The 13035-nt window shown below is 62.1% G+C and carries 7 protein-coding genes; 2 read left to right on the top strand and 5 right to left on the bottom strand.

What is annotated here, in order from left to right:
• Positions 1-48: 48 nt before the first annotated feature.
• Genes rfbA through rfbC form a run of 4 tightly spaced genes read right to left on the bottom strand, consistent with a single transcriptional unit; the run spans position 49 to position 3522 of the window.
• Positions 49-927 carry a glucose-1-phosphate thymidylyltransferase RfbA gene (rfbA, locus tag ABIC78_RS16220; protein ID WP_054130745.1) on the bottom strand — a complete coding sequence of 293 codons (879 nt, stop codon included), beginning with the start codon at positions 925-927 and terminating at the stop codon, positions 49-51.
• Positions 924-1850 (bottom strand): dTDP-4-dehydrorhamnose reductase, encoded by a 927-nt coding sequence (gene rfbD / locus ABIC78_RS16215; protein WP_171792801.1) that lies wholly within the window; start codon positions 1848-1850, stop codon positions 924-926. The genes rfbA and rfbD overlap by 4 nt, the downstream gene beginning before the upstream one ends.
• Positions 1847-2914, bottom strand: coding sequence for a dTDP-glucose 4,6-dehydratase (rfbB, locus tag ABIC78_RS16210; protein ID WP_354490805.1), 1068 nt, complete (start codon positions 2912-2914; stop codon positions 1847-1849). The genes rfbD and rfbB overlap by 4 nt, the downstream gene beginning before the upstream one ends.
• Before the next feature lie 38 nt (positions 2915-2952).
• Positions 2953-3522: a dTDP-4-dehydrorhamnose 3,5-epimerase gene (gene rfbC, locus ABIC78_RS16205; protein WP_168352679.1), complete on the bottom strand. Its 570-nt coding sequence runs from the start codon at positions 3520-3522 to the stop codon at positions 2953-2955.
• Between the two features lie 292 nt (positions 3523-3814).
• On the opposite strand from rfbC, the gene ABIC78_RS16200 reads away from it, so the two are divergent.
• Positions 3815-5647: a glycosyltransferase gene (locus tag ABIC78_RS16200; protein ID WP_171792802.1), complete on the top strand. Its 1833-nt coding sequence runs from the start codon at positions 3815-3817 to the stop codon at positions 5645-5647.
• Between the two features lie 324 nt (positions 5648-5971).
• Entirely contained in the window at positions 5972-8767 is a 2796-nt protein-coding gene (locus ABIC78_RS16195) for a glycosyltransferase (protein WP_354490802.1), read from the top strand.
• 262 nt (positions 8768-9029) lie between these two features.
• On the opposite strand, the gene ABIC78_RS16190 is transcribed toward ABIC78_RS16195, so the two are convergent.
• Positions 9030-12725 carry a glycosyltransferase gene (locus ABIC78_RS16190; protein WP_354490824.1) on the bottom strand — a complete coding sequence of 1232 codons (3696 nt, stop codon included), beginning with the start codon at positions 12723-12725 and terminating at the stop codon, positions 9030-9032.
• Positions 12726-13035 lie beyond the last annotated feature (310 nt).

Below are 13035 nucleotides of genomic sequence, written 5' to 3'. Positions count from 1 at the left end.
CGCGCTCGCCAAGCCCCCTAAGTGCACGGAGACGGTCGGCCCCGTCCATCAGCGTACATCGGAATCGGCCAGCACTGTGCGCAAGTAGCGCCCATAATCAGATTTGCCCAGCTTGGCGATGGCCCTTTCAAGACCTGCGGCGTCGATAAACCCATTGCGAAATGCGATTTCCTCGGGGCTGGCGATCTTGAACCCCTGGCGCTTTTCCAGGATGCGCACGTATTCGGCCGCGTCGAGCAAGCTGTCTGGCGTCCCGGTATCGAGCCAGGCATAACCACGCCCCATGATCTCGACGGAAAGCGCACCACGCTCCAGATAGACGCGGTTAACGTCGGTGATTTCCAGTTCGCCGCGCGCGGACGGTTTGAGGTTCGCAGCGATATCGACGACCTGCGCGTCATAGAAATAGAGGCCGGTCACCGCCCAGTTGGACCGGGGATTGTCCGGTTTCTCCTCAATCGACTGCGCTTTCATCGACTGGTCGAACGACACGACGCCATACCGTTCCGGATCGGTCACGTGATAGGCAAACACGGTCGCGCCGCTCTTCCGCGAGCTGGCCGAACCAAGCAATTCCGGCAAGCCGTGACCGTAAAAGATGTTGTCCCCCAGAATCAACGCAGAGGGCTCCCCCGCGATGAAGTCTGCGCCGATGACATACGCCTGCGCCAGTCCATCGGGGCTCGGCTGCTCGGCATATTCCAAGCGCAGTCCCCACTGGGCCCCGTCACCCAGCAACGCGCGAAACGCCGGCAGGTCACGCGGCGTGGAAATGATCAGGATGTCGCGAATTCCCGCGAGCATCAGCGTACTCAGCGGGTAATAGATCATCGGCTTGTCATAGACCGACATAAGCTGCTTCGATGTCGCCAGCGTCATCGGATAGAGCCGGGTGCCACTGCCGCCGGCCAGAATGATTCCCTTCACCGAAGTCCTTCCTCTGCCCGAGGCAGCGCCGCGCCCGCCCCATTCGGCGGCAGGCGGTTCATGACCGTCTCAAGGGAATTTCGCCAGTCCGGCAAAGTCACCCCATGAACGCTGGCAATCCGCCCGCTATCGAGCCGCGAGTTGGCGGGCCGCGCCGCCGGCGTCGGATATTCGACACTCGGGATCGGCCGAACTCGCGCGGTCGGCCAACCACGCGCGGCCGCTTCGGCAAAGATGCGGGAAGCAAAATCGGCCCAGCTTGCGTGTCCGCCCGCGGTCATGTGGAACACCCCAAGCAGCGCAGGATCATTACTCGTCAGCAGATTGGCAGCTACGGCCAGAATGCCGTCAGCAATATCCAGTGCGCTGGTCGGGTTGCCGACTTGGTCGTCAACCACCGAGATCTCGTCACGTGTCGCGGCGAGGCGAAGCATCGTCTTGAGAAAGTTGGTGCCGAAAGGGCTATAGACCCAGGCGACCCGGAGCACGACCGCCCGGCCTGGGTGGGCTGCAAACACAGCCCTTTCGCCCAGCAGCTTTGACATCCCATATACGCCCGTCGGCTCGGTCATGTCCCCTTCAACGTAGGGCCGAGCGCCCCTGCCATCAAAGACGTAATCCGTCGAAAGATGAATGATCGGCACGCCCAGGCGAGCAGCGCCCGCCGCCACCGCATGCGCCCCCAGAACATTCACGGCGGTTGCCAGTTCGGGCTCGCTCTCGGCTTTATCCACGGCGGTGTAGGCGGCTGCGGAAACCACCACATCGGGGGCGGCGGCATCCAGCGCACGCGCAACCGAATCCGCATTGGCAAGATCCATATCCGGCCGCGCGAGCGGGATGATCTCATGCCCGGCAATGCCGCCGCGCTCGATCAGGCTGGACGCGACTTGGCCGTTTCGACCGGTAACGGCAATCCTCATGCAGCCACTCCGGATTGAACCGTTGCCAATCCCAGCCGCTGGCCATCGTAGCGATCGCGCAAGGGACGCCACCACCACGCATTGTCGAGATACCAGCGCACCGTCTTTTCAATTCCCGTGTCGAACGTTTCCTGCGCGCGCCAACCCAGTTCGGTTTCCAGCTTGGTTGCATCGATCGCATAGCGCGCGTCGTGCCCGGGGCGATCGGTCACGAAGGCAATCAGGTTTTCGCGAGAAGCCGGCCCCGGAACGAGGCCATCGAGCACGGCGCAGATGCGGCGCACCACATCGATGTTGCGGCGCTCGTTGCGACCGCCGACATTGTAGGTTTCACCAACCCGTCCCTGAGCAGCGATCATGTCGAGTGCCCGGGCATGATCATCCACGAACAGCCAATCGCGAATGTTCTCACCCTGGCCATAGACCGGCAGCGGCTTTCCTTCGAGCGCGTTGAGGATGGTTAGCGGGATGAGCTTTTCGGGGAAATGATAAGGCCCATAGTTATTGGAGCAGTTCGACACCACCACGGGCAGGCCATAGGTGCGGTGCCAGGCCTTGGCGAGATGATCGGACGCGGCCTTCGACGCGGAATAGGGCGACGAAGGATCGTACGGCGTGGTTTCGGTAAACAGCCAGTCCGCGCCGAGGGAACCGTAGACTTCGTCCGTCGAGACATGAAGGAAACGGAAGCTGGCGCGCGCTTGCGGATCGAGCTCGTTCCAATAGGCACGCGCCGCTTCAAGCAACACGAACGTCCCGACAATGTTGGTCTGGATGAAATCTGCTGCCCCCGTGATCGAGCGATCGACATGGCTTTCAGCGGCAAGATGCATGATCCGGTCTGGGCGAAACGAGCCGATTGCCTCGGCCATGGCAGCACCGTCGCGAATGTCCGCTTTCAAAAAGCGATGATTGGCCTTTCCATCCACGGCGCGCAGCGATGCTTCGCAGCCGGCATAGGTCAGCGCATCGATGGTCAGTACGTCATAGTTTTTTTCCAGCACCAGATGGCGCACAAGCGCAGAGCCGATAAAGCCGGCTCCGCCGGTAACAATGACACGCATAGGGCAAAAACTCGCTCCGCAAGAAAACCCAGGCCTGTTTAGGCGGTATATTCTGAACCGAAATAGACTGGCAGGTCTGCAAGGCGAGGCTGACTGCGATCCTTGGCCGAAAGCGTGGTGGGATCGGCAGCCTCAGGCCAGGCGATGCCGATCGCAGGATCGTCCCAAGCCAAGCCTTTGTCACACGCGGCGCTGTAATAGCCAGTAACCTTGTAAGCAATCACAGTATTCGGTTCGAGCGAGCAGAAGCCGTGGGCGAAGCCCGGCGGCACCCAAAGCTGCTTGCCGTTAAGTGGCGTCAGAGTTTCGCCGATCCACTGGCCGTAAGTCGATGAGCCGGCGCGAATATCCACAGCCACGTCGAACAGCGCGCCTGCCGTGCAGCGGACCAGCTTGCCTTGAACGTGGGGCTCGCTCTGAAAATGCAATCCGCGGATGGTTCCCGCCTTTTCACTCAGGGATTCGTTGTCCTGAACAAAATCAAATGCACCACAGTGCTGTTCAAAAACATCTGCGCGAAAGGTTTCTGCGAAATACCCACGACCATCTGACAATTGTTTTGGCAAAAACAATTTGGGGCCGGAGATGTCAAAGGCCGTTACACGCATACGATCTCTCGAAATTGCAACATGGTTACCCCACTATTGGCAACCATTACATCATGCCGCATAGCGGTATCGCAACGCATTGCGCATACGACCCGGCGTCAAGAACCGTCCTCTAATACCAAGGTGCGCAACAGGCAAGCAGGGGACGCGCGCGCAAGCGTGCCTGCGCATGCCGACATCTCGCCACGCCCCGGCCTCATGGCAACACTCCAACCGCACGGAGACGCAGGCACCTGACGATATCCCCGGGCCAAGCGGCTTTGCTATGCCGCCGCCACATGGTATGCCCACCTTGAAACGGAACACCTCCACAATAACCTTTATATTGCGAGATGTTGCAGTCGATCTGATGGCGACTGACGATAAGGATGGCGTCGAATTGTTGAGCATCATGCCCTATGCCAGACGTCTTGCCAGGCGAATGAGGACTCCACTCCGGTTGCATTTACCCGCGATTACGAGACAAACCTGGGCCGAACGCCCCGATTTGCAAGCCGCTTTCGATCTGTCGCGCCGCTCCGGCCGCAGTGCCCTGATGGGTTGGTTTCTGTTTCATGGCTTTAGCGAAACCGACTTTCCCATTGATGACGCTGCCCGCGAGGCACTGAAGCCTTGGCATACTCCGTTCCCCCTGCTGCCAAGGCATCAGCCAATGCCGATCACCTGGCTGATGCGGGAAGCGGCGCGCCGCGAAGGTTTTCCACCTGGCGAATTGGATCGTCCTGCAGGTCAGGATCGCATCTTGCGGTGGTATTTCTTGACGGCCATGGAAAAGTACAACTGGTCGTCCTTGCTGACAGATGCACAAGCACGCGCCCTGCTGGCGAGGCCAGCCGGTACGGATACTCCCTTGATCATGCAGTGGCTATGGGACGAACTACCCCACTTGCATCAGCGCTTTGTAGGCGCCGCCGCCCCTGAGTTCGCCACTTGGATCAAGGAGCGGGGTGCCATCCGCTGGGCCGTTCTTGCCGATCCGCGAATTGGTCTTGCCGAAGGGAAACGCCCCCCGCCCGATCCAAGGCGACCGTTCGGCGTCAATCTGGTCGGCTATCCTCGCGCCCGTTTTGGGATCGGCGAGGATGTTCGCATGGCGGCACAAGCGTTGACGGCAGCGGGCGTGCCGTTCACCATTCGCGACATAGCGCAAGGCTCGCAGCTCGGTTACGAGGAAGGTGGCCTCGATAACGCCATTTCCGATAACCTTCCTTTCCGATACACCGTATTCTGTACGACCGGCATCGATACGGTCAAGGCCGTCCACCAAATCGGCAGAGCGGCGTTCGAGGGGCAAATCCTGGTCGGTTTCTGGCCTTGGGAATTGCCCGAGTTTCCCGAGGCATGGCGACAGGCCTACAAGCATGTGGACGAGGTTTGGGCGTCGACCTTGTACACCCGCGATGCCTATCTGCGTTCATCGCCACTGCCGGTGCGGCAGATGCCCATGGCCGTCACCACCCACGAAACGGCCGGCTTGAGCCGTGCGGATTTCAGCCTTCCTGAAGATCGCTTCCTGTTCGTGTTCGCCTATGACGCGCTATCCTACAGCGCGCGGAAAAATCCCGATGCGTGCCTTGCCGCATTCGACCGCGCCTTTCCCCGTGGCGACGAGCCGGTCGGCCTCGTCATCAAGGGTATTCGCGCGAAAGATTCTGCGGCGTGGGTCGCGCTCGAAAAGCGCGCAAAGCAGGATCCGCGGCTCTTCCTCATCGACAGTTCGCTGGAACGTGGCGCCCTGCTCGATCTCTACCGCGCCTGCAATTGCTTTATGTCGCTTCACCGCGCCGAAGGCTTTGGCCGCAACATTGCCGAAGCCATGGCGTTGGGCCTGCCGGTGATCGTGACCGCACACTCGGGAAACCTCGACTTTACGCAGTGGGATACGGCCGCGCTGGTTCCAGCATGCCTGCGCACTTTAGCGGCAGGGGAATATCCTTATGGCACCGGCCAACAATGGGCAGAGCCCGATGTTGCCGCAGCCGCGAAAATGATGCGCCGGATGCTCGAAAACGAACCTTGGCGCAGAGGCCTGATCGCCCAAGGCAAGCGATGCATCGAGGCACTCTATTCCCCCCACGTGGTCGGCCAACGGTGGCGCGAGGCCCTCGAGACCATTCTGACCTGACGCATGCCCCGCCCTGCCCCATTGCCGGCTGACAACACACGCGGGGCGGCGGAAATATTGTGCGAAGAGCCGACGCGGAAATGGCGGTTTTTGGTCTAGCCCCCAAAGCGTTGTGGAATTTGTCCGCGCGGCCCTGCGATAGCCCGCCGCCTAGGGCCATGCGCCCAGGCCAGCCGAGAAACACGCCCGTGCAGTTCGTCAACCCAGCGGCGTAACGCGACGGACAGAGGTGCCGCTGGTCATGGCTGCGCCCCCGTGTCGCATCGCCCGGCACTGGAGAATCGTCTTGCGTGCGTTAACGATATCGGGCAGTGATTTGTGCACATGCGAAAGATCATTACTCTGTCTAAACTGCTCGACAAGCAAAAGCGCCGAGCCGACATCGCCAGGGATTCCGCCGAGATCGCCGAGGTCGATGCATCCGGTTTGTTTGACGCCCAGTGGTATGTCGATCGCTATCCCGATGTCGCGGCGGCCGGCGTGGACCCGCTCCGCCATTTCATGCAGTTCGGATGGCGCGAAAAGCGCGCTCCCAATCCCCTGTTCGACGTGGCGTGGTATCTGGACGCACACCCCGATCTGGCCACGTGGAAGCGCAACCCGCTGCTGCACTACATCCGCCATGGCGGAGACGAGGCGCGCGATACCGGGCCGGCCTACCGGCCCAACGCGTCAACACATCCGATCTCCGCGCATGGTGTACGCTATCTTCAGTCAGCCTTGCGCTATCGGCGCATGATTGCCGAAATGAATGCGGCTGTTGGCGCCGGCACGGTGGCTCTGCGCCCGCACGTCCTGATTATCGCCGAACTGTCGATCGCCCAATGCCGCAAGTATCGCGTCGACCAGAAAAGCGAACTGCTGAAGCAGCTCGGTTATGCCGTGACCGTGATCGACTGGCGCGACGAGCAGCAGTGCGAGGCGGCTATCGCCTCCCCGACACTCGCGATCTTCTATCGCGTCCCGGCCTATCCGGGACCGCTGCGGATGATCGAGCGCTTTCAGGCACAAGGCGTACCGACGCTGTGGGAAGTCGATGACCTGATCTTCGATCCCAACAGCTATATCGAGAACAGCGGGCTGCAGGCGGTTTCCCCACAAATCCAACGCGATGTCCTGTCGGGCGTGCCAGCCTATCGGGCGGCAATGCTGGCGTGCGATGGCGCGATTGCCTCGACCTCGGCACTGGCGGCGGCGATGCGCGAGGCGGGTGTGGAGCGCGTGTTCATTGTGGAGAACGCGCTGGATTCCGATACGCTGGATGCGGCGCAGATCGCGCGGACGGCAGCACCACCGCCCGGGAAAGATATTCGCATCGTGTATGGCTCGGGTACGAACACCCACGATGCCGATTTCCGCGTGGCCGCGCCAGCCCTGCTGGACATCCTGAAATCGTGCCCGCAAGTGCGATTGCGCATCATCGGCGAACTGGGCTTGCCAGAGGCGTTCGATGCCTACGCCGATCGGGTCGAGCGTTTCGGCAAGACCAATTACGCCGATTATCTGACGTTAATGGCGGTTTGCGACATCGCGATTGCCCCGCTCGAAGCGACAGTGTTCAACGAGGCCAAGAGCAACATCAAGTTTATCGAGGCAGCCGTGTGCGGCCTGCCGGCGGTCTGTTCACCCCGCGCACCGTTCGTCGATGCCATCGATCCCGGCAAGACAGGTTTTCTGGCAGCCGATGACCGCGAATGGCGCGCTGCATTGCGCCGTCTGGTCGAGAGCCGCGAATTGCGCAAGCGTGTCGGGGCAGCTGCCGAGGCAGCAGTGCACGCGCTGTACGATCCCGCACATATCGCCGCGACGCAACTTTCGCAGGTCTTGCCACCCGTACCGCGCAAGCCGTTGCGCGTGCTGTCCGCGAATGTCTTCTTCGAACCGCGCAGCTTTGGTGGGGCAACGATCGTCGCCGAACAGATGGCGCACCGACTGCACGCGCGGGACGATACGGAAGTGGTGGTCTTCACCACTGCTCCCTTCGGGGCGACGGCGACGCCTTACGAGCTTGTCCGCTATCACATCGGCACAATGCCGGTGTTTGCCATCACGGTGCCAGACACCGCTGATGCGCAACTCGATTTCGAAACGGACCATACGCTACCGGCCTTCCGCGCCGTTTTGCGCGAGGCAGCCCCGGATGTCGTACACCTTCATTCGATCCAGACGCTGGGGGCAGGGCTGATCGAAGCCTGCAAGGCGGAAGGTATTCCGGTGGTGGTGACGCTTCATGATGCCTGGTGGATCTGCGGCCGCCAGTTCATGGTGCGCGGTGACGACACATATTGCCACCAGACCAAGATCGACCTCAACGTGTGCGGCACCTGCGTGAAGGATGACGGCTTTAACATCTTCCGCCAGTACCGCCTCCGGCAAGCGTTGTTGCAGGCGGATCTGCTGCTGACGCCAAGCGCTTTCTTCCGCGATATCTATGCCGCCAACGGCTTTGATCCCGCGCGGCTCAAGGTCAACCGCAATGGTGTTGCCCGCCCTACCGATTTCCAGAAACTGCCCTCGCCGCAGTTGCGCTTCGGCTTTGTGGGCGGCAATTCCAGGATCAAGGGTGCGCACCTGATCAAGCAAGTGTTCGCCGATCTCGATCGCAGCGACTATGAACTGGCGCTGGTCGACAATCTGTTGAGCCTGGGGTTTGCCAGCTTGCATGCCGAGGACTGGCCGATCGGTGGTACGCTGACGCTGCTGCCCGCCTATGACCAGGACACCATGGACACCTTCTGGGAGCGGGTCGACGTCCTGCTATTTCCAACGCAGTGGAAGGAAAGCTTTGGCCTTACCGTGCGCGAAGCGTTGATGCGCGACGTGTGGGTGATCGCCACCGACGCCGGCGGCGTTGTCGAGGATATCGTCGATGGCGAGAACGGCGACATCATTCCGCTGGACGATGATGGCACCATGCTGCGCGCCGCCGTCGAGCGGGCGCTCGCTCGCCACGCCAAGGGCGCAGTTCCGCACAACGCCCACAAACATCGTATTACCGATCACACCCGCCAGGCAGAAGAGCTCCACGGGTTGTTGCAAGCCGTAGTTAAGGACGCGCGCGCGGCAGCAAAGATCGCGGATGGCCCTATCCCCTTGGCGACGAAGGTGTCGTCGTCATAAGGTGTACGGTGGATCAAAGAATCGGCAAGAAACGCGTACGATGTTCAATCGGCGCGGTTCTCGCCAACGGTTTTGCGATCGCCAGACCCGATTGAGAACTTGGATCCGCTGCGCGGTATGAGCCACATATTGCCGTAGCGCGATCCTGCTCACTTCGACGACAGTTCATCCGCAAAGGCGCGTTGTTGGGCAGAGGCCGCGTGCCGCGGCGGCCGCCGGAAAGATCAGGCATGCCGCATAACAAGCCCAATGCCTTGCCGATTCATGATTCGGCAGCGAGATACCAAGCGTCGGGTGCGGGCGCAGGCACGAGATCAACGCGATCGCGCGCGAAGCACGGGTGCGATGCCGGGTCTTGGGCCAGCCAGCGCCCCCAGCGGCTCAGGAACAGCGCCACCTCACCGCCGGGGGGCAACGCATCCCCGCGCGAGGCCTTTTCCGCGTGGGTGAACACCGCGTCAGGGTTAGAAACGATACGATAGCCCAGATTGCGGATGCGCAGGCACAAATCGATATCGTTGAATTCCAGGCTGAAGGCTTCGTCGAAGCCGGCAACTTCGGCCAGAACGCTGCGGCGGAGCGCAAAGACCGCGCCTGTGACCATCGACCATTCGCGCTGCGCCAGCGCCCAGTGATGCGCAGTGGGCGCCGCCGGATCCATGCCCAGCCAAGCGTGCACAACTGTGCCAAACGCCGGATAGATGCCAACATGCTGGAGCGCGCCGTCAGCGTAGAGCAGCCGCGCGCCGACGCCACCGACATCAGGCTGCGCGGCAAAGCCGACCAGCGCCTTCAGCCAATCGCGCCCATGTGGCAGCACATCGTCATTCATCATCACCACGATGTCACCGGTCGCGACGCGGCTCAGGCGATTCATCTTCGCGGCATAGTTGAACAATTCGCCCGGTGCACGCGGGGTTGGGATACGTTGCAATGCGTAAGGTCGATCGCTGGCCTCCCAATTCGGAGACTCGACCATGTCGTCGCCGACGATCACGCTCAGCCGGTTCATCGGCCAAGCTACATCGGCCAGCGCGGCAAGCAGCGCCTCAATGTGTGTGCCGCCTTGCGGGCGGACACTGCGGCAGGTGGGAATGCAGATCGTGACATGCGGGGCATAATCGGTTGTGTCGGGCCAACACAGCCGCAACAGCCCTGGGGCAAGTCCCGCCGCGATTCGGGCGCCGCGTGGCAAACCCTGTGCCTCCAGCGCCACAGCGCGATCGGCCTGTGTGGCAACCGGGCGCTCGCCCGAAAATCCCAACAAAACCTGCGGAATGCGGGTGATGGTGTGCCCCGCTGCAGCCAGGCGCAGCACCAGGTCATACACCGCTGCCGTGCCGCGTCCGGCATCGATCCCGCCGATTGCATCGAGCGCCGCGCGCCTCACGATGACCGGCGCGCCAATGTAATCCTGGGCCAGCAGCAAGGTTCGGTCGAAGTCCGGCTTGAACCGGACTTGGTCCCGCAGAGACGCGATCGTGGCGACATCGTCGCCATAGAAAAGCACAGCATCGGGGCGGTCGTGGATCGCCTTGCGGATCAAGTCGACCAGGCCCGGCGCAGCGCGGGCACCCCCCGGGGCGAAGACCAGCCAGTCGCCATCGCCAGTGGCAGGCAGCCATGATCCCTGCCAGCGCAAATCTTCCTGCAGCGCCACTGGATAAATACCGTGCGCAGGGGGGATCATGGCGAACGGCGTCCCATGGGTGACGGAAATCGCCAGCGGCTGTGGTGGCGGCGGCGGCTGGGGGCGGCTGCCTCTGCTCTCGCCCTCGATCCCCTCGCCGCGGATCATCAGGTCGAAACTGCGCACGATGCTGGACGCAACGGCGTCGTATGATCGGTCGCGCACGATGCGGATGCGGGCAGCCTCGCCGATGCTGGCATCGCCCCGTTCGACCGTTTGCGCCGCCGCTGCCAACATCCGGGTCAGTTCCGCTTCATCAACCGATGCCCAGCCGTGCCCTTTACGATGACGCCCGAGATCGGCGTCGAGCATCTGCAGCGTCCAGGCGACCGGGTAGCCGCAAGTCGCGTCAACGACATCGCGGCTGCCGCCAAAGTCGGTCACGACTACCGGTTTTCCTGCCGCCATGGCCTCGGCCACCACAAGGCCAACCCCTTCGGAACTATGCGGCGAGGCGTAAATGTCGGCAGCGGCGATCAGTTCGACGGTTTCGCGCGCATGAAGATGGCCGTCAACGAAGACCACATGCGGCACTGCCGCCACCAGTTCAGCCAGCGCGACTGCGGCCTCAGGCTGGTCGAACGGATACTGTGTCTTGAGCAACAACGTCCACCCGCGCGGCCCGAGTTGGGCCGCAGCAAACGCATGGATCAACGCGGGAAGACCTTTTCGCGCCAAATGGCTGGCACCATCGAATACGTGGAGGATCACCCACCCATCCACTGGTAGCCCGAAGCGCGTCAGGATCCCTTCGCGTTCCAGGGCTGCCGGTTTGGACGTTACCACCGCCAGGGGCACGACATCGACTGGCAGGTGCGCCTGCGTGGCAAAAATCTCGGCACAATAGCGGCTAGGCGCCCATATCCGATCGACCAGACCGCGATGCCGCAGCCAATCCTCGGGCAACGTATCGGTTGCCCAAGCCCAATAGCCGATCCGGTGTTTCGCGCCCGCGATCAGTTGTCCCTGTTCGGGCGTCAGCAGATGCCAGGAATCGGGATTGAGGTGCACCACGGCGACATCGGCCTGTCCGCCGAAATCGCACAATGGCACTGCCGGACACAGCCTGCGGTCGCTATGAAATGGCCGCTCGATCGGATGGAGATTGAGCCGCGCCCCGGTGCGTCGCAAGGCGGCGATCACATTCCGGCTGGCTGCGCCCAGATCGCTGTCATAATTCCATGGCCCGAAAAACGCGACGCGCAGCGCTGGCTGGCCGATGGCAGCGGGGAACGCAGGCACGTGCATCAGTAGGCGCGCGTCGGCTATGCCGGGCGGAGTGACATCAGCGGCACGTATGGTTGTTCTGACCAGATCGACATCAAAGCCCGCCGCGGCCAGTACCTCGGGCCAATGCTGGTTAATATCTTCCAGGACATCGAGATAATCGGGGACGGCAGCAGCGAACTGCTCGCGCAGGATCAGCAGCTTGACGAAAGGAAACCCCTTACCGATCAGTTCGCGCCAGCCGAAGAAGGTGGGATTGGCCGACAGCGAACTGGGATAGAGCGCGTGCACGGACAGGCCCGCCGCTTGCATCCGTGTGGCGAACGGCACTTCGTAGGCGCGGATCACCGCATCCTTGTCCTCCAGCCGTTCAATGCCGCGCATCCAGTGCTGGAACGCCCACGACGACAGCGCGCGTGGGCGCAGCGCCATGAAATAGCTCTGCACATGCCAGCCATATTCATGACTCGCGGTCAGCGCGACAATGTCAGCCGGGCAGTTGCGCACCCGGGAGATCATCTCGGCGAAAACCGACGCTTCTGCCGTTGGAATCACGCTGTCGTTGGCCAGCACCAGCAGGCCGGCACCATAGAGTAGCGGCTCGATCTCGAGCGCGTGCGCCCAAGCCCCGAAATCATAGCCTGCGTTCTCGCGCACGATGATGCCTGCAGCGACCGCGATCTCGGCGTCGAGCAGTTCCAGCGGCCGATCAACCACCGCGACGAGCACGACGGCGATGCCTTGATCCGACAGCAGGCGCATGTAGGGCAGGACATGCGGCTTCAACCGGCCCGACGCGCTGTGCGAAACCAGCACCGCGACTTCGGCGCCCGGCACGATGGCGAAGGATTTGACGATTTCGTGCCGTACAGCGGAAGGACTTGCTGCAGCAGCGCCCGCGCCGGCGGAAGAGCGCGCGTGATCGAGATAATGCAACAGCGGCACGATCCCGGCATTCGCCGCTTCAGGATACATCGCCGCATAGCGGGCGGTGTCGAAGTTGGGACCTGGGTTGCGTCCCTCCTTGTGGCCAAACTTCATGTAGTGCAAGAACGGATCGGCCCCTGCCGCTGCAACGTCGGGGTTGGTGGCCAGATACCATGCGGCGTCAAACAGCCCCGCACGGCGATTCTGCTCAGTAACGATACGCGCGCGCTGCGCGGCGATGGCCGCACTGCCACGCCCCGCGTTCCATCCCTGGTAACGTGCGCGTAAGCCGTGAAGGATCCTGATCGCCATCGCCTCTGTCTTCAGTTGCCCACTGCCCGCGCTCTCGGCATGTCCCGGTCAGACCAACCCACGTGCATGCTTCGGTATTCATCCCGGCGAATGCCACAAAATGTCAACACCG

This window comes from Novosphingobium sp. 1529, from assembly GCF_040544855.1.
Lineage (GTDB): Bacteria > Pseudomonadota > Alphaproteobacteria > Sphingomonadales > Sphingomonadaceae > Novosphingobium > Novosphingobium capsulatum.
Note: the sequence above shows the minus strand (reverse complement) of the source record. Positions and strands in the feature narration are given on the sequence as shown.